Consider the following 18342-nt stretch of genomic DNA (forward strand, 5'->3'; position numbering starts at 1 on the left):
AGGCGCTCGCCGCAGACCTGAACCGAATCCGGTTGACGGGATGGAGAATAAACTCGCGCGGCTTGGCGATACAACGGCGATCACCGGAAGGATCAGCACAGCCCCGGGCAGCGTCCTGATCCCCGGTATGCACTACGCCGAGGCCGCCGCCAGATCGAGACCAACATAAACCGTTGAGGTCAGCGGCCCCGTTGCGATGCCGTGGGTTTCGATGCAAAAAACGAGCGGAACCTTCCCGATGGACGGCAGGTGTTCCTGCAGGACATCGAAATCGTCGAACTCCTCGTCGCCATCGGCCGCTTCCAGTTCTTGGCGCTTCCTGTCGATCTCTTCCTTGAGCTGCGGCCGGATGAAGTCGAACTCGCCCGTCTCGGGCGTGTAGTGAAACAGAACCGTGGGGATGTTTTCCCACTCTGGAACGTGCTCTCCGTAACCAAACTCCCCGGTCGCCGGATCGTATCCTGCAGCGACGACTTCACCCGTGATGGGGCAGCGCAACACGAGAAGCTTTTCTTCCTCCCAGTCGATCGTGACGAGAGCCTTCGAGAATGCGGTATCGGCCATAATTCTTTCTCCGGCTGCTTATGAGTCTGGCTGCGGATATCGCGGCAATAGTACGCACGTGCAACAGCCAATTTCAGTCAGATTGTCGCATTGGCGGCGTTGAACACCGCAGTCGCGCCCTATGAGGTGCAGCGCTCAGAGCCGCCCATGCGGATGCGCCACTCAGCTCCCCCCAACTGTTCAAATTTCATCCAAGCAATTCAATGAATCCATTAAGATCAAAGCATGAGTCGTATCGATGTTCTGGCGCCCTTGCATAAACTGCACCTCCGGAAGGCGCGTAGCATCGCATCATCGTTCCAGACTTATCCGTGCGGAAAGCTACACACCCGCATATCCATATCAGACGCAGGAGATGTCATTGACGCTGTATGACCACATCTATGGCTGCCTGTTGGGAGGCGCGTGCGGAGACGCTCTTGGCGCTCCCGTAGAATTTCTCAAGCTGGAGGAGATTACCGCTCGATATGGCTCGCAGGGAATCTTGGACTTCGATGCAGCCTACGGCGTCACTGGTGCGATCACTGACGACACGCAGATGACCCTTTTTACGGTCGACGGGTTGATTAGGGCTGCCATTCGAATGTCTGAGAAGGGTATCGGACATCCGCCGGCTGTCGTGCATCATGCTTACAAGCGCTGGCTCGTCACACAGGATCAGCCATTCGAGCAACTCTCATCCGACGACGAACTCGACGGCTGGCTGATCCGCGAGAAGAGGCTTTGGACGCGAAGGGCACCTGGAAATACTTGTCTGTCTGCACTTCGGGAAAGTAGGTCATTCGGCAGCGCCGCGAATAACAACAGCAAAGGCTGCGGGACGGTCATGCGGGACGCGTCCTTCGGCTTTTTCGCAGTCGATAACCCGCACCACGCTTTCAGTCTCGCGATGGAGACAGCAAGAACCACGCATGGGCATCCCTCCGCTGCCTTTTCATCCGGAGCGCTCGCGGCGATCATTGCCTTTGTGGCGCAAGGAGAGCCACTTCCGCATGCCGTCGAGCAGGCACTATCGATCCTGCAGAGCGAACACGACGCCCGCGAGGTCCAGGACGCGCTCCGGCACGCGGCGCAACTAAGCAGTGCAACAGATTGGCGCGATAGGCTGTCCGAGCTTGGCGAGGGCTGGGTTGCAGAAGAGGCGCTCGCGATCGCCGTTCTTTGCGCGCTCGCCGCTGAAGACCCTCGCGAGGCGATCATCGCGGCGGTCAACCATAGCGGCGATTCCGACTCGACTGGCGCGATAGCGGGAAACGTCGTGGGGGCTTTGCATGGACCCCGATCACTACCGACGGCGTGGGTGGAACGTGTGGAGCTTGGCGATGTGATCGAGACGTTGGCGAGGGACTTCGCGGCTATCATCGAAGGTCGCTATGAAACCGAAACCTTCTGGGACCGATATCCGGGCTGGTAGGTGAACCAGAGGACATCGCAACAAATTAACCCTGTCGGCTCGGCTTCTTTCATTTGAGATCTGTCTCGGATCCCGATCGGTTCCGGCCGTTCACGCAGCGGCATGAACGCAAGCGGCCCCCGATGGTGCGTCAACACCGAACCGAGGCGTGACCCGCAACCTGGTGAGAGGTCTTGGGCTATGAGAATTGATAGATGGCATTTCCGCTTTCCGCCGTCCGGAAGGGGACCGCCGGAATTCGACGGTGCGGCTGGCGGGTTATCGACGCCATTTTGGACAATCGACAGGATCGCTGCCGCCTGGAGCCTTCGACAACGACGTCGACAGGCTGGTCGATGAAGCTATGAAGGCGGCGCTTGGGCGAACGCCGACGAGCTTCTTCCGTTCGTCGGCGAAGCTCAGCGAGCGAGGCGAGCGAGCGCATCCATACAACAATCCAGGCATAGGGCACCAGCGAGCGCGGCTAAATCTTCGAGGTCGAGCCGTCGCCGCGTTTCGGCCTAACAAGGGACGAAAGATGAAGCAAAGCCTATCCCTGCTTGACTTCGAGATATGAGTTCCAGGCCGCGACTTGCGCAACAGCCAGATGTTCGGCCCGGTAGACGAGGCGGGGCTTGTCCTCCCTCAGCGCAATAAGGGAAACTTTATTGCCGTTGCGGCCCGCAACCATTCGAACAATCCAGTCCTGGGCTGTTCGATGGAACGCGATGTCGCCGGCTTCCGCATTCTCTCCCTGTCGCAGCGCCGATACATTCCCGCGATGCGTAGTGCAGTCGTCGCTCAATCGCTGAATATCCTTTAGCCAATCCAGTTCGATTGAGGTTAGGCCTCCGATGCTCTGACGTGCTTCATCGATCACCGCTTCGTCTGAAAGGATGATCTGTGCGAGCGCAAGAATCATCGCATTCTGTTTCAGCCTCTGCTCGCCTGCTTCAGGGTTCTCCCTGAAAGGCTTCTGCAAATTCAATGTCAGTCCGCAGTCCCAAGCCAGCCAAAGCAGCAAGCCCTTGAGCCGCGCCACGTCGTCGCTATCCCGAAAATCCTCTCCAAGTGGTTCGAGGCTGAGCAGCGACGTATTGGACATTGAGGAGTCTCGTTCGAAGAGATTCAACATGACTGCCTCCAGGAGACGCAGCCGCTGATCCCGCGGAACTGTGGTTGTGCCTTTTGCGACCCAGGCGACACGCCCATCGCACGTTCGCAGTTCTCGAAGAACAGCCAGCACGCCCAACAAGCGTACCAATACTTTTGTAAGGGGTTGCGTTCCTGCGGAGAGGGCTTTCAACTGCGATACCATCCTGTTGATGATAGTGCGTACCTTCGAATGACAAATGCGAAGCAGATCAGCTTGTTTTGCGGACGTAAGATTCGTGATCTGGCCATCGGGATCGTCGTCAGCGCCAATCTGCTCTTCTTCAGTGCGGCCAAACCGATCGGTCTCTTCGTGCGACCTTTCCTCCTGCATGCGTAAGTGGAAGATCAAGGCATCGAGCAGATAGGCAAAGTCGCTAGAATGTTCCAAGCGCCGCTTTTTGCCGCGCTTCTTCATCTCGCTCACATCGATGGCCAGCGTCTCAGGAACATCGGATTCGTTTGGCTGATCCGTACTGCGCGAGCCTGATTTCCTTAGCTGCTGGGTCGGGGCGGGGGCGTTCTCTTCGTCAAATATGATTTTATCAATGCACTGAATGAGTAGTGCGATGTCAGGAGTATCGCTGTCCAGGCTGAGCAGAGCTTCCTTGAAGCGCCGCTGCGTTCCGCTCCGGGCCTGCTCCTCTACCATGCCAGCATGATGGAGGATAAGTTTCAACACGACGCCGCCTGCAATGATGCCGTGGAGTGTAGTGGCCTTATCGATGTCACGGGCCGCAAAATCCAGAACCGCAAAACCGTCTTCGACGGTGAGCCCACCCGCCTGGCAGATTTCGCTCCCATCAGGAGCGTTCAACGTGAAAGCCAGGTTCTCAAGAGCCTTCAGGAGGCTTATGTCGAAGAGGACGCGCGTATCTTCGGCTAGCGCAACGCCGCTGCGAACGCCTGCGGACGAGGTGTCCTTTTCCTGCGCCTGGTTGATCTGGATGGCGTCCCAGTCCTCCGTGGTAAGCGCCGGTAGGTTGCGAATGTCCCCGCATCCGAGTGCATTTGCCGTCAGCAGAGCATCATCGCCAACGCGGGCGAGCACCAGCTCGACGTTGCCGCTGTCTTTGTCGGCGAGCCATGCGGGTCGACTGGGGTTCGCGCTACCCGATGCAAAGACGGAGGCACCGCCGGTCTGCTCTGCCAGAACGAATTTGGCGTGGAGATACCGGCTTTCCGAGTTCTCATCACAACCAAGTCCGTCAGCCCGGACAAAGGACACGCCTTCAAGATCATGAGCGCGAACGGGCATCTGCACGGTTCCGGGATCGACGGCTACAGTCATCCTTCCCGGTTGCAGCTCCTCCTTCACGCGATGGAGGAAGTTCAGCTTTTGATCGAAGAAAGCCCCGCCGATCGAAATCTGGGCAGTTTCTCCCCCCAGCAGCGCGGTGAACTGTTGCCATAGGGATTCCCCTCCCGGACGAGCGGCAAGAAGCCTCAGTCTCGTATCAGGAAGCGCCGCCGCATTCATCCAAGGGGCGAACTCCTTCACACGTCGTGTCATAGCCCGGACATGATCGGGGATGCCATCCGTGAATGCGTCCAGCCAGTATTCGATTTCCGTCCAGACTGCTTGAGCAAGCGCTATCCCTGAACCGTCATCGTCCCCTTGGATGCGCACAAGATTTGTCATCTCGCGATTAAACCCGAAGCCGGCAAGGGTCATATTGTGACTGCCGATCAGGATCGCTCCCTTGGTCTTGCCCGTCAGAAAAACCAGCTTTGGATGAAAAGCGCCCGGAACCCTCACCGGTAGAAGGCTGTACTGACGGCCGGCAAGTCGGGGCGGGTGGACCGTCAAAGAGGCCGCATATTGCTGAGCATCCATTAGAAGGACGTTGTGCCGTACGCCGGCATTGACCAACCGGCGCAGCACCACTTCTTCATAGAAGGGCAAATACGCATTGTAGGTCGTCGTCAGCGAAGCTTCGTAACCCCCCTTCTTCAATTCCTCCATCAGCGAGATTTTAGGGAGCATCCGTAAGCTCCAGCTGCGCGCGCCCCAGCATGCTGGGCTGCCAACCCGACGCGGTTCTCTCAAGCGCGCCAATGTCCTTGAGCACCCGGACAGCCTGATTGAAACGAGGCCGTGTGTGAACAGCCGGCGGGATTGCAATGACCTCCATCCCGCGATCAGAAGGGCGTATTCTGAATGTAGATTGCGACTGGCTGCGAAGTTTTCTTAGGGCCACGCGTAGGTGCATCTCCAGGCCCCAGTTGATCAAGAGCCACCGGAGCACATCTTGAATTGTCGTGGAGGCCCAAATGCCCGTGGCATTGCGGGCAAACGACTCCAGATTAATCGGGTAATAGCGGAAGTAGTCCGGCTCAAACACCAGGTCGGCGTAATGCCGATCGGTAGGATCGGCCCTGCTTGCGAGTGCAATCAGCGTTCGCAGCGCAGCCAAAACTATCTCTCTGCGGTTCTGGGGCGACTTGCTGGCCCGTGAGAGCGACGTGATGCGCTCGGTCAGCTGCACTTCATGCATTTGCTCGTTCCAGCGCGTAAGGTCGGGCAGCCACGCCTTGCTGTCCGCGACACACTCCGAAAATGACTTCTGCGGTCCCAGAGCCTCCAACGCTTCAAGAACTTCAAATTGCTGCATGAACCAGTCTGCGATGTCTGCGCTCGCATCGAAGCGAAGAGTCGATGCTTCGTAGGCATCTAGCAAGGCGTAAAATAGCCCCTGCACCGCAACCGAGAGCAGCTCGTTGCGAGCGTAGACCGCCCATTTCTCATGGGTACCGGATAATTCGGGAGAGATAGTCCACGGCTCGCCTCCGGGCAGGCTGCTCGCATAAGTACAAGCACGAAACGCCGTCTCGGAGAGCTGTTGACCGTGGGCACAAAGAAGGTCGGCAAGCTGCAATATCAATTGCAGCGACCGGCGGCGCGGCAGCGCCTCGCTGTCGTGGAAACGATCCCTAACAAAGAACAGCTCGCCGAGGATCTTCTGCTCACCCGGACTGTTGCAAAGCTGGCAGGGGCAGAAGCCATGTAGAGCATCCAGCTCCGACGCGGTAACCAAGTCGGCATCGACCGCTTTCATGAAAAGCGGTCGATTGACGCTGGCATCCATTCGTTCAGCGATGACAGCCCCCACTTGCCTAGTATAGCGGACCCCAGCGGACGCATCGCCGTCGATAATCGAAAGCTCTCTTAAGACTCCGAGATAATACTGTCCGAGCCCACCCAGATCACTCGCGAAATATCGCTTCTTGGCCCCCGACCGCAGTGAGAAGTCGGACAGATGGATTGTGCCGTCGGCCCCCAGCGACCGCGCGACGCTTGCCAGAGTATCACTACCCACCATTGCTGCAGCATGATCGTCAGCATCGCCGCCGCATACAGCGGCATGGCGATGCGCGATAAGACAGAACAAACAGTCAGCCCGGCGAAAACGCTCGATGAAGGCGTCATTGAATTCCCGGTGGCCGGCCTTGTCGAGAGCCCATATAAGCCAAGGGTAGAAAGAATAGTATCGCGCTCTGTCCGTAACGTTAGTGATGCCAGGGAGCAGCCGTCCATATATGCTTATGCAGGGCGCCTGGACAGCTAGATGATCAAGCCCTCCAATCTGTAGTGGTGGCTTAACCCACGCCGTCTCTATCTGCATAAATCATGCCCCCCGCAATCATTGCCATATCCACCCTGATATTCAAATCAGCTTATCAATTAATCAACGCACTACAAATCCAAGAAGCGTCGCGGATTGGCAAGGGGCAAACCGCTGCCAAGAAACGATCCCTGCCGCCTGTCCATAGGCGGGGATTTTCCGGGTGGCGGGCAGGACCCTCTCGCTCTCGGGGATGGCCGAGTGCTGCCGCCCCATTCGTCGTCTCCAAATCAATTGCGTAACGTATCAAAAAATAATACTTTATGCATATGAAATCAGAATCGCGCCTGCATGCTCGTGATTATATTTCCCGCTTGGCAGCCGGCGGTCACTATCATTTCAGCTCTGCCGATGCCCAGTCCGCTTTGGGCGTGTCTGCCGATGCCGCCAAGCTGGCCCTGAACCGGCTTGCGAAGCAAGGCTTGATCGCTTCCCCTGCCCGGGGGTTCTACGTCATCGTTCCTCCGGAATACAGCTCTCTCGGTTGTCTGCCCGCCGAGCAGTTTATTCCCGCGCTGATGAAACGGTTGGGCCTGTCTTACTATACGGGTCTGCTGTCCGCCGCCCAGTTTCATGGCGCGGCCCATCACCGCCCCCAGGAATATCAGGTGATGGTTGTTAAGAGCCGCCGCCCCATCTCCTGCGGCGCGGTGCGAGTCGCCTTCGTCATGCGCAAGAACATCAGCGCGATTCCCGTGCAAAGCTTCAATACGCCGCGCGGCACGGTTCTCGTATCGACGCCCGAGGCGACGGCCGTCGATCTTGTCGGCTATTACAACCATGTCGGCGGTCTCGACCAGGTCGCGACAATTCTCGGCGAACTCGCCGACAATCTTGACCCCGACAAGCTTGTAACCGCTGCGCAGACGGCGCCTGTCCCGTGGGCGCAGCGGCTCGGCTATCTGCTGGAGCGCGTGGAGGCAGGCGAGCGCGCGCAAGCACTGAAATCCTATGTCCGCAAACATGCCCGGCAGGCGACGGTCCTGCTGCCGACAGCGGAGGCCAAGGGCGCTGAACGGGATGAAGGCTGGAAGCTCGACATCAACGCCGACGTGGAGGCCGAGCTGTGATCCCGCGCGACTACATAACCGAGTGGCGGTCACAGGCCCCTTGGGTTCAGGACATCCAGGTCGAGCAGGACCTCGTTATCTGCCGCGCGCTGGTCGAGATATTTTCCCATCCCGTTCTATCGGAAGCGCTGGCGTTTCGCGGCGGCACAGCGCTCTACAAACTCTACCTCAAACCGGCCGCGCGCTATTCCGAGGACATCGACCTCGTGCAGATGCGCGCCGAGCCGGCGGGGCCGGTCATGGAAGCCCTCCGGTCAGTGCTTGACCCTTGGCTTGGCACGCCGCGCTGGAAGCAGACCGAAGGCCGCGTAACCTTTGTGTACCGGTTTTTGTCGGAGGATGCTCCGCCGATCAATATGAGGCTGAAGGTCGAAATCAATTCGCGCGAACATTTCGCCGTTCACGGCTTCAAGCAGATGCCGTTCGGCGTTTCGTCGCGCTGGTTCGAAGGCGCGTGCGAGATACCGACCTACGAGTTGGACGAGCTTCTCGGCACCAAACTGCGCGCGCTCTATCAGCGCAAGAAGGGCCGCGACCTGTTCGACCTGGCGGTCGCCCTTACGCATGACGGCGTCGACCCCGGCCGCATCGTCGAGACCTTTGCGGCCTACGTGGGCCATGGCGGGCACACCATAACGCGCGCCCTGTTCGAGCAGAATATGCATCAGAAGCTCACTGATCCGCAGTTTACCGCCGATATCAGTCCGCTCCTCGCGACCGGGTATTCTTGGGATTTATTGGCGGCGGCCGATGCCGTCGGTGCCGCGTTGATTGAGCGGCTTGCCGGTGAGCCGTGGAAGGGCGCTTCATAACTATGCCAAGCGAGATTGGCGACAAGGAATGCATCGCCTCTCGAAACTACAGCTTCAATCCGCGATGGTTTTCCAGGTACGCACCGCTTTGTCCAGAGCGCGCATGATCTGAAGTTGATTAGCACCAAATGCATAGTGACCTGTGATCGCGGTTGAAACAGGCATCGCACGCCCTTTTCGTCGATGAAAGTTATCGGGTAGGGGCAGCGTATTTGAAGTGGATTTCCTGCGTGCCGAGCTTGATTGGCTTCAACCGCGCATCGACCAGCACTTCTATTCGGGCGGGGACGGCAGTCGTCAGGCCGAGGTCGTTGGCGGCCGTCATACCATCGACGACGGCGCGCGCCCGATCGCGGCGCATGACGGCGCGGATCACGGCGCGACAATCCGGTACGGTGGCGCGGCCAGTCAGGTTGTTCGTGCGCGCCCGGTCATAGAGGCGTCGGTCGATCCGGCGCAGCTCCCCGGCGGCTGCCAGGCGCTGCAGGGTTTTGTCCACGGCGGAGCGCGAGCCGAGATCGGCGAAGTCGCCGGGGGTCCAGACCTCGTCGGGTTTGGACTCAAATGCGGGCAAGCAGGGGCGAGCGAAGATCGGTATCGGGCTCAACTATGGGCATGTCTGAAATATGCTACAATTTTCGGACACTCCGTGGCGCCCAAACTCCAAAAATGGAACTCGCATTTTCGCATTGAAGGATATGGCCCGAGCATCGAATGCCTCCTTCCGCAGGGGCACGACACCATCCCGGTTGACTCTTAGCCAAGACGAGAACAAATGTAGAACATATGACAGGCTTTCCGCGTTTCAAGGGTCAGATGAGTGTATCGGCGCCCCCTGCTGCCATTTCCGAGCTTCGAGACCGCATCGCGCGTCTCGAAGGCGGAAAAGCGCGCGCGCGAACGGTTTTGCCGTTCGGAGTGGCCGCAATCGACAGGGTTCTGCCGGGAGGGGGATTGGCTTTTGGCGGTCTGCATGAGGTCGCGGGTGGTGGAAATGGCGCTGTCGATGGTGCGGCCGCGGCGCTCTTCGCCGCCGGTATTGCGGCGCGCACGGTGGGCAAGGTGCTGTGGTGCCTTACCCGGCCCGATCTTTTCGCGCCTGCGATCGAACAGGCCGGCCTTTCTCCGGGACGGGTAATCTATGTCGAAGCCGGCGACGAAAAATCCGTTCTCGCCTGTTTCGAAGAGGGTCTTCGTGGCGGTTTTGGCGCTGTCGTTGCCGAGATAGCCCGGCTTTCGATGACGGCCTCACGGCGGCTTCAGCTCGCCGCCGAAAGCTCCGGCGCCATCGGCATCGCCATTCGCCGCTGGCGCCGCCAGACGGAGGCAACCGATTTCGGCCAGCCGACAGCCGCCGAAACCCGCTGGCGGGTGTCGGTCGTGCCGTCGACGCCATTGCCGGTTCAGGGAGTCGGGCGTGCGCGCTGGCAGCTTGAACTGATCCGATGCCGGGCCGGAGAGAGTGCGGATTTCATAGTGGAGGCTTGCGATGCCAAGGGTCGTATCGCTCTTCCTTCCGATGTGGCCGACAGACCGCTTCAGAAGGAAATCGGGCGACGCCGCGCCTCCGCCTGAGACGCCGCTCGTTTTGATCGGCCGCGATGGACGTCGCCGTGTGGTGCTCGCCAGTGACGCTGCAGCGCGCGCAGCCGGCCTGCGCATCGGCATGCCGGCGAGTAAGGCGCAGGCGCTCGTTCCGGGTCTTGTCGTTCATGATGCCGAGCCCGAAGCAGATGAGGTGGCGCTCGAGCGATTGGCGCTGTGGGCACTGCGCCGCTACGCGCCGATCGTCGCTGCCGATCCGCCGGATGGCATCGTGATCGACACGACCGGCGCCGATCATCTGCATGGCGGCGAGGCGGCGATGCTTACCGATATAGTGGCGCGACTTGGCGCGTCCGGCTTCGCCGCGCGTGCCGCGGTCGCCGGCACCTGGGGTGCAGCTCACGCACTGGCCCGCTTCAGTACACGGCAGACGCTTGTGGTTCCATCCGGCGATGGACAGGCGATCCTGCCTTTGCCGATCGCTGCCCTCCGTCTTCCCGTCGCGACGATCGATAGCCTGCGACGGCTTGGCTTCGAGACAATCGCGGATCTTGCTGGCACGCCGCGCGCATCGCTGGCCTTGCGTTTTGGACCGGAACCCGGCCGCCGCCTCGACCAGGCGTTCGGGCGGGTGAGCGAACCGATCGAGCCGATCCGGCCGGAAGAAATCGTCGAGGTCCGCCGCAATTTTGCCGAGCCGATCGGAGCGGCAGAAACAATCGCGCGTTATACCGGCAAGCTGGTCGCTGAACTATGCGCCTCACTCGAGACGCGAGGGCTTGGCGCGCGCCGGCTCGATCTTCTGTTCTTCCGTGTCGACAATCGCGTCGAGGCGATCCGTATCGGTACGGCAATGCCGGTTCGCGATGTGAAGCGTTTGACCCGGCTTCTCACAGATAAAATAGAAACTATCGATCCAGGGTTCGGCATCGAGCTGATGCGGCTTGCCGCGACCGTTGCCGAGCCGCTGAGGGCCAAGCAGATGATTTCCTCGCTCGCCGAGGCGCCCGAACCCGATGTGTCGGATGTGATCGACATCCTCGCCAACCGTGTCGGTGAGGAGCGGCTTTATCGCTTCGCCCCGGTGCAGAGCGACGTTCCCGAACGGTCGGTTCAACGCATTGCCCCAATGGCGCCCGATGCCGGCGAGGGCTGGCCCGGCCATTGGCCACGACCGTCACGGCTGCTGCCGCGGCCCGAGCCGATCGAGACGGTAGCACTTCTTCCCGACCATCCGCCCGTGACCTTCACCTGGCGCGGCGTTCGCCGGCGCGTGAAGCGTGCGGACGGCCCTGAACGGGTTTTCGGGGAATGGTGGAAGCGTGACGCCGAACTCGCAGCGGTGCGGGACTATTTCCAGGTCGAGGATGAGAACGGCGAGCGGTACTGGGTCTATCGCGCCGGCGACGGCGAGGACGACGCGACCGGATCGCATAAATGGTTCATGCACGGGATCTTCGGATGACAGGCTCAACCCGATATGCGGAGCTGCAGGTAACTTCGCATTTCTCGTTCCTGCGTGGAGCATCGTCCTGCGAGGAAGTGTTTGCACAGGCCGCATTGCTCGGCATCGAAGCGCTCGCTGTCGTCGATCGCAATTCGCTTGCCGGCATCGTGCACGCCCACGAGGCGGCCAATACCACAGGCGTCCGGCTGATCGTCGGCTGCCGTCTCGATCTCGCCGACGGCATGTCGATCCTGGCCTATCCGACCGACCGACCGGCCTATTCGCGCCTCTGCCGTCTGCTGTCGCTCGGCAAGGGCAGGGCCGGGAAGGCAAAATGCCATCTCGAATGGGATGATGTCGTCGCCTATGGCGAAGGCCTGATCGCTGTCCTGGTGCCGGACGAAGCTGATGAGCTCTGTGCCGTTCGTTTGCGGCGGCTGCGCGACGCCTTCGACGATCGCGCCTATCTGGCGCTCACCTTGCGCAGGCGTCCGAACGACCAGCTCCGGCTATACAAGCTGGCTAACCTGTCGGCCGCGATGCGTGTGCCTACCGTCGTCACCAACGATGTGCTTTTCCATGAGCCGGCCCGCCGCATGATGCAAGATGTCGTCACCTGTATTCGCCACAACGTCACCGTCGACGATGGCGGCTTCCGGCGCGAACGCCACGCCGATCGCTATCTAAAACCAGCCGACGAGATGGCACGGCTCTTCAGCCGCTATCCCGACGCTCTGGCGCGCACGATCGAGATCGCCGACCGCTGCCGGTTCTCAATGGACGAGCTCGCCTACCAGTACCCGGAGGAAAAGACGATGCCGGGGCTGACGGCCCAGCAGGCGCTGGAAAAGCTCACCTGGGAAGGCGCTGCCCGCCGCTATCCCGAGGGCGTGCCTGACAAGGTGGCCCAAATCCTGAGACACGAGCTGCGGCTGATCGAGACGCTCAAATACGCTCCGTACTTTCTCACCGTAAACTCGATCGTTCGTTTCGCTCGCAGTCAGGACATTCTTTGCCAGGGCCGCGGCTCGGCCGCCAATTCAGCGGTCTGCTATGTGCTCGGCATCACCTCCATCGATCCCGAACGCAACAACCTCCTGTTTGAGAGGTTCGTTTCGCAGGAACGGCGCGAGCCGCCCGACATTGATGTCGATTTCGAGCATGAACGGCGCGAGATCGTCATGCAGTGGGTCTATGAAACCTACGGGCGCGACCACGCAGCACTTTGCTCCACCGTCATCCGTTATCGCACCAAGGGCGCGGTCCGCGACGTCGGCAAGGCGCTTGGCCTGCCTGAGGACATGACCAAACTTCTGTCCTCACAGGTCTGGGGCCATGGCGAGGCGGTGGATGAGCAGCGCGCCCGCGAGCTCAACCTTAATCTCGGCGATCGCCGGCTGCGGCTGACCCTCGATCTCGCGGCGCAACTTGCCGGCACGCCGCGCCACCTCTCGCAGCATCCGGGTGGCTTTGTCCTGACCCACGACCGACTAGATGATCTCGTGCCGATCGAACCGGCGGCGATGAAGGATCGCCAGGTCGTGGAATGGGACAAGGACGATATCGACGCCCTCAAATTCATGAAGGTGGATGTCCTGGCCCTGGGCATGCTGACCTGCATGAAGAAGTCATTCGATCTCCTGTCCGAGCACAAGGGCATCGCCCTCGACCTGGCGACGATACCGTCGGAGGATCCGCGCACCTATGCGATGATCCGCAAGGCCGACACACTCGGCGTCTTCCAGATCGAATCCCGCGCGCAGATGTCGATGCTGCCGCGCATGAAGCCGCGCACCTTCTACGACCTGGTCATTGAGGTCGCTATCGTCCGTCCAGGGCCGATCCAAGGCGACATGGTCCATCCCTATCTTCGCCGGCGCGACGGGACGGAAGAGGTGACGTTTCCGACACCGGAGCTCGAGCGCGTGCTGGGCAAGACGCTTGGCGTGCCGCTGTTTCAGGAGCAGGCAATGCAGGTCTCCATGATCTGCGCCGGCTTTTCGGCCGGCGAGGCCGACCAGCTGCGGCGCGCCATGGCCACCTTCAAGCACACCGGCGGCGTCTCGAAGTTCCGCGACAAGCTCATCAACGGCATGATCGCCAACGGCTACACCCAGGAGTTTGCCGAAAAGACCTTCTCCCAACTCGAAGGTTTCGGCAGCTACGGCTTTCCCGAAAGCCACGCCGCCTCCTTCGCTTTGATCGCCTACGCCTCGAGCTGGATGAAATGCTGGCATCCCGATGTCTTCTGTGCGGCGCTCTTGAACTCGCAGCCTATGGGCTTTTATCTGCCGGCCCAGATCGTGCGCGACGCTCGCGATCATGGCGTCGAGGTCCGTCCCGTCTGCGTCAACGCCAGCCGCTGGGATTGCACGCTTGAGCCGACCGATGCCGAAGATCGCTTCGCAGTCCGGCTCGGCCTGCGCATGGTGAAGGGTCTCGCCAATGATGATGCGGCCGCGATCGTTGCGGCGCGAGCCGATGAGCGTTTCCTCTCGGTCGACGATCTCTGGCGCCGCGCTGGCGTGCCGGCGTCGTCGCTGGTCCAGCTCGCCGAGGCAGATGCCTTTCTGCCGGATCTGAACCTTGCCCGCCGCGATGCGCTCTGGGCGATCAAGGCGTTGCGCGACGAGCCTCTGCCCCTGTTTGCGGCCGCTACCTCTCGTGAGCAGAAGACAGTGCCGGAGGTTCACGAGCCTGTCATCACTCTCAGGCCCATGACGGCCGGCCGCGAGGTGGTCGAGGATTATGGCCATGTCGGGCTGACTTTACGCAGCCACCCCGTCTCATTCCTCCGCGCCGATCTTCGCCGGCGTCGCATCGTGACCTGTCAGGAAGCCATGCAGGCGCGAGACAAACGTTGGCTCGAGGCCGCGGGCCTGGTGCTGGTCCGGCAACGGCCGGGCTCGGCCAAAGGCGTGATGTTCCTCACCATGGAAGATGAGACAGGCGCCGCCAACGTCGTCGTCTGGGTCAAGGTCTTTGAGAAATTCCGTCGCGTGCTTCTCTCGTCGGCCATGCTCGGCGTGCGCGGCCGCATCCAGCGGGAAGGGGAGGTGGTGCATCTCGTCGCCCACGAGTTGACCGATCTTTCGGCCGAACTCGCCAGCGTGGGAAACCGCGAGATGCCGTTTCCGTTGCCACACGGCCGCGGTGACGAGGCCCATTATGGCGGATGGGGCATCGATCCGCGCGGCATGCCGAAGGGGCGCGCCATCGTCGATGCCTTATGCCGAGTTCGGCATAAGGGGTCTTATCCCGAGTCGGAGACTATGCCGATCAAGCTGCCTAAGCCACGGGACTTTCGGTAAAAACGCCGCCGCGGCTCGGCATGGTAACGGTGTTCGGCGTCGCGAATATCTCAGTTGGGGTGGCAGCTGTCAGTCAGCTTTGCCACGCTTACGTCGAGAACCCGACATTCTGCAACATTTGCGACGGTTGAGGCAGGCGTTAATCTATTCCATCAGGCGAGGGGTAATCGACCGCAATAACATCAGCGATCATCGCACTGCCGCTATCAACTTGGGCGACCTTTTCCTCCGAGGCATCTTCGCCCTCGGTATTGTTGTGTTGAATTGGGTACCAGCCGCTCAATGAAGCGACGTAGGCGAGGACGTTGGTGTTAGCACCGTTGTGGCTAAATGACGTAATGTCGGCACGGGCATCGATCTGCAGAGCATTTTGAAGATACTGGACGAGGAAGAGAGCAATTTGCTGCGAAACGGCTGAACGGAATTCCTCAGTTTTCTGCGGTCCACCGAAGGACGCGGCCTCAGATGGCAACGCTACGGCGAAGTAGTAATCCGAACAGAGGTAGTAGACAAAATATGGATTACCGGATCGGGTGCCGAAGGAAATTTCAAGTATCTGACCTTCCAAACGGTCCTTTGCATACGTCTTTACGATGTCACCGGTGTAGAGCACCTCTGCGTCACGGGTTATGGAGACAACGTTTACGTCATGGCCCATGACACGCAAACTGCTGAACGGCTGCTTTTCGAAGAATCCGAACACTGAGGCTCCTATGATCTGGGGATCCGCCATCTCAGCCAGCCCGTTTGAAATTGCAAGCTATTGTTTCGCAGAATTTATTACCTGTATTCTTCCTGAAATGCGGATCGCGACGAAGCCAAAGCCAGATCGGCGACTGCGGGGTGTCCTGCTAACCGCCCCCCGGGTTGGACGGATGGGCTCACCACTAGGATGACCCGAGATCCCGGGACAGAACTGTGGCCGCGACAGCGGCTCCGCGAACTTTCATTGCTGTTGCCCGCGATGATTTGGAACATCTCAATATGTTGATGATAGTCAGCTCCTTGGGAGCCTTGATTTATTGGACATATCGAGTGTGGCACTGAGTAAATTGCTATCTGGCCGCGCGCGCATACCGCCCTGGTTTCCTTGCGCGGATGTTTCCTTCCGGAAAATGGAAGCTGACCCTGGACCCCAAGCTGTCCGGGCGCATTCGGCTGAGCCAGGGTCGCGATGTTGATCTCAGCTGCCTCGATATCGTGTCGGTTTCGACCAGCAAGGCGCTGCTGTGGCATACCGTCGAGATCCGCGCACGCGGCAGAACGGACAATCTGTCGAGTCTGTCGGGGGACGCGTCCGAGCAACTGGCCGCAGACCTTCATGCGTTCATCAACACCCATCTCTTCGACCTCATCGGCACAGAGACGGATCATTTGCTCGATGTCGATGCCAGGCTTCGGGAGATCACCGAAGACAACAGACAGTATCTCGCGCAGGCCGATCTCGGGCGGGCCATCGCCAGCGTGCCCGGCAGCGCCGCTGCCGCACTTTCTCACCCGCTTCTGGATCCACAATTGATGCCGGCCGGGCTCAAAACGTCCCTGCCGGCTTCGTTCGCCATGCTGACCGACCCGGGCGTCCGCCACGCCTACAATGAAGCGTTCGTTGCCGCGGAGCTGCGCAAATTCGAGCCATTTTTCGACGATCTGGACGGGCGCTCCTTTTCCGATCAGCAACGCGAGGCGTGTATCCGATTGGAGGACAATAATCTGCTCGTCGCCTCGGCCGGGTCCGGCAAATCCGCGACCATGGTCGGCAAGGTGGCCTATGTCCTGGAAAGGCAGCTCTACCGGTCCGATGAGATCCTGCTTCTGGCCTTCAATAAGAGTGCAGCAGATGAACTCAGGACCAGGATCGCACGACAGCTACAGGTCGAGGAAAGCGCCCTGGAGTGTCGCGTCACGACGTTTCACGCGCTTGGACGGGGCATCATTAAGGAGGTCGAAGGACGTCCGCCCCAGCTTGCCAACTGGGTGGATCATCCCGCCGGCGAAGCCAGGGTCATCGAAGAGATCATCCAGAGCCTTGTCGAGACCGATCCGGAATTCGCGCGATTGTGGTGCGACCTGCTCGTGGTGCATCCCAAGGCGGACATCCCGGCCGAGGTTTTCGACACCGAGGCTGACTACCGTCGCTATGTCTCGGATCGGCTCAGAAAGGGCGAAGCCACGATCGGCTCGCTTGCCGGAGTGATCGTCAAATCGCTGCAGGAGCAGAAGATCGTCAACTGGCTGTGGCTGCATTCCGTCGCATTCGAATACGAGCGGCAGCTTGCGGTTGAGGAGGATGACGGCACGGTTCGCCATCTGCATCCCGATTTCTACTATCCGCTGACTGACACGGTGCATGAGCATTTCGCGCTCAACGCCGATGGGACCTCACCGTTTGCGGATTATGTCCAGCACGCCGAGAGCAAACGTCAGGCCTATCGCCGCAAAGAGATCGATTTCTTCGAGACGACTTCAGCCCAGGCCAGCGACGAGACCCTGCTCAGCACACTCGAGGCAGAACTGGCGCGGCGCGCGGTTCCGTTCGAGTGCAAGAGCTATGCCGAGATCACCGAGGCGATCGAGCCTGTGGTCATCAAGCACTATCACAAGCTCATATCCACCTGCATCAAGCATATTCGCGCCAGCCATCTGACGCTCGATATGCTGCTCGAGCGCGCCAAGACCCTGCACGACAAGCAGCGCGCGAAGCTCTATGCGCGGGTCGTGTGGATGATCACGAAGGGCTATTCGCAAAAACTCGTAGAATCCCGGCGGATCGACTTCGATTCAATGATCGCCGACGCGGTCCGGCTGGTCGAGACCGGGCAATATCAGAGTCCCTATTCCCTGATCCTCGTCGACGAGTTTCAGGACATTTCCGAGCCGCGCGCCAACCTCATCAAGGCGCTTAAGCAGCAGAAGGCGTTCAGCAAAGTGTTCGCAGTCGGAGACGACTGGCAGTCGATCTATCGCTTTGCCGGATCGGACATCACGATCTTCACGCAGTTCGAGGCCAATTTCGGGGCAAGCTGGCAGGGACGCCTGGAACAGACCTATCGCTGCAATCAGCTCATTGCGGAGACGGCCGCGACATTTGTCCAGCGTAATCCCGAACAGATCACGAAATCGGTTCGTTCGACACGGCCTGCCATTCCGCGGTCGATTCGGGTTATTCCCATTGATGACGAACGCGGCAGGCCCGAATTCGCCCAGGCTTGCCATCGTCTTCTCGAACGGCTCGACATCGCCCTGGGGAGCATCGCCGAGCAGTGGCGCAGCGAACCAGACGCCAAACTCAAAGTGCTGGTTCTATGGCGGTACAATCTGCTAGATCCGTTCGGCGGGATCCCACCCTCCTTCGCCAATATCGAGGTTTCGGGCCAATCCTTTCACCGGGCCAAAGGGCTTGAGGCGGACTAGACGGTTCTGCT

The 18342-nt window shown here is 60.1% G+C and carries 12 protein-coding genes; 7 read left to right on the top strand and 5 right to left on the bottom strand.

What is annotated here, in order from left to right:
- Nucleotides 1-132: 132 nt before the first annotated feature.
- Nucleotides 133-564: a hypothetical protein gene (locus NKI69_RS24620; protein WP_352722695.1), complete on the bottom strand. Its 432-nt coding sequence runs from the start codon at nt 562-564 to the stop codon at nt 133-135.
- A 361-nt stretch (nt 565-925) separates the two neighbouring features.
- Between NKI69_RS24620 and NKI69_RS24625 the strand changes: the two genes are divergently transcribed.
- Nucleotides 926-1978, top strand: a complete 1053-nt coding sequence (locus NKI69_RS24625; protein ID WP_352722696.1) for an ADP-ribosylglycohydrolase family protein — start codon at nt 926-928, stop codon at nt 1976-1978.
- A 529-nt stretch (nt 1979-2507) separates the two neighbouring features.
- On the opposite strand, the gene NKI69_RS24630 is transcribed toward NKI69_RS24625, so the two are convergent.
- Both NKI69_RS24630 and NKI69_RS24635 read right to left on the bottom strand, forming a co-directional pair.
- Entirely contained in the window at nt 2508-5096 is a 2589-nt protein-coding gene (locus tag NKI69_RS24630; RefSeq protein ID WP_352722697.1) for a phospholipase D-like domain-containing protein, read from the bottom strand.
- Nucleotides 5086-6501, bottom strand: coding sequence for a hypothetical protein (locus NKI69_RS24635; protein ID WP_352722698.1), 1416 nt, complete (start codon nt 6499-6501; stop codon nt 5086-5088). Before NKI69_RS24635 ends, NKI69_RS24630 begins: the two co-directional genes overlap by 11 nt.
- 503 nt (nt 6502-7004) lie before the next feature.
- Here NKI69_RS24635 and NKI69_RS24640 point away from each other — a divergent pair.
- Together NKI69_RS24640 and NKI69_RS24645 are read left to right on the top strand one after the other, a co-directional pair.
- Nucleotides 7005-7805 (top strand): type IV toxin-antitoxin system AbiEi family antitoxin, encoded by an 801-nt coding sequence (locus tag NKI69_RS24640; RefSeq protein ID WP_352722699.1) that lies wholly within the window; start codon nt 7005-7007, stop codon nt 7803-7805.
- Nucleotides 7802-8617: a nucleotidyl transferase AbiEii/AbiGii toxin family protein gene (locus tag NKI69_RS24645; RefSeq protein ID WP_352631274.1), complete on the top strand. Its 816-nt coding sequence runs from the start codon at nt 7802-7804 to the stop codon at nt 8615-8617. The genes NKI69_RS24640 and NKI69_RS24645 overlap by 4 nt, the downstream gene beginning before the upstream one ends.
- Nucleotides 8618-8807: 190 nt before the next feature.
- Here the strand turns inward: NKI69_RS24645 and NKI69_RS24650 are convergent, their stop codons facing one another.
- Nucleotides 8808-9191 carry a DUF6088 family protein gene (locus NKI69_RS24650; protein WP_502900196.1) on the bottom strand — a complete coding sequence of 128 codons (384 nt, stop codon included), beginning with the start codon at nt 9189-9191 and terminating at the stop codon, nt 8808-8810.
- A gap of 242 nt (nt 9192-9433) precedes the next feature.
- Here NKI69_RS24650 and NKI69_RS24655 point away from each other — a divergent pair, with 242 nt between their 5' ends.
- The 3 genes from NKI69_RS24655 to NKI69_RS24665 are packed head-to-tail and all read left to right on the top strand — an operon-like array spanning nt 9434 to nt 14920.
- Nucleotides 9434-10192, top strand: a complete 759-nt coding sequence (locus NKI69_RS24655; protein ID WP_352722700.1) for an ImuA family protein — start codon at nt 9434-9436, stop codon at nt 10190-10192.
- Nucleotides 10107-11627 carry a Y-family DNA polymerase gene (locus NKI69_RS24660; protein WP_352722701.1) on the top strand — a complete coding sequence of 507 codons (1521 nt, stop codon included), beginning with the start codon at nt 10107-10109 and terminating at the stop codon, nt 11625-11627. Before NKI69_RS24655 ends, NKI69_RS24660 begins: the two co-directional genes overlap by 86 nt.
- Nucleotides 11624-14920: an error-prone DNA polymerase gene (locus NKI69_RS24665; RefSeq protein WP_352722702.1), complete on the top strand. Its 3297-nt coding sequence runs from the start codon at nt 11624-11626 to the stop codon at nt 14918-14920. Before NKI69_RS24660 ends, NKI69_RS24665 begins: the two co-directional genes overlap by 4 nt.
- A gap of 139 nt (nt 14921-15059) precedes the next feature.
- On the opposite strand, the gene NKI69_RS24670 is transcribed toward NKI69_RS24665, so the two are convergent.
- Nucleotides 15060-15623, bottom strand: a complete 564-nt coding sequence (locus NKI69_RS24670) for a hypothetical protein (protein ID WP_352722703.1) — start codon at nt 15621-15623, stop codon at nt 15060-15062.
- 395 nt (nt 15624-16018) lie between these two features.
- Between NKI69_RS24670 and NKI69_RS24675 the strand changes: the two genes are divergently transcribed.
- A complete protein-coding gene (locus NKI69_RS24675; protein ID WP_352722704.1) occupies nt 16019-18331 on the top strand; it encodes a UvrD-helicase domain-containing protein in 2313 nt (770 codons plus the stop codon).
- Nucleotides 18332-18342: the final 11 nt, after the last annotated feature.

Origin of the sequence: Mesorhizobium sp. M0491 (assembly GCF_040321265.1) — a bacterium.
In the GTDB taxonomy this organism is placed as follows: Bacteria; Pseudomonadota; Alphaproteobacteria; order Rhizobiales; family Rhizobiaceae; genus Mesorhizobium.

Coding starts and splice junctions, on each gene's coding strand:
- NKI69_RS24660 (WP_352722701.1), top strand. CDS start 10,107: ATGCCAAGGGTCGTATCGCTCTTCCTTCCGATGTGGCCGACAGACCGC.
- NKI69_RS24675 (WP_352722704.1), top strand. CDS start 16,019: ATGTTTCCTTCCGGAAAATGGAAGCTGACCCTGGACCCCAAGCTGTCC.
- NKI69_RS24665 (WP_352722702.1), top strand. CDS start 11,624: ATGACAGGCTCAACCCGATATGCGGAGCTGCAGGTAACTTCGCATTTC.
- NKI69_RS24620 (WP_352722695.1), bottom strand. CDS start 564: ATGGCCGATACCGCATTCTCGAAGGCTCTCGTCACGATCGACTGGGAG.
- NKI69_RS24655 (WP_352722700.1), top strand. CDS start 9,434: ATGAGTGTATCGGCGCCCCCTGCTGCCATTTCCGAGCTTCGAGACCGC.
- NKI69_RS24630 (WP_352722697.1), bottom strand. CDS start 5,096: ATGCTCCCTAAAATCTCGCTGATGGAGGAATTGAAGAAGGGGGGTTAC.
- NKI69_RS24640 (WP_352722699.1), top strand. CDS start 7,005: ATGAAATCAGAATCGCGCCTGCATGCTCGTGATTATATTTCCCGCTTG.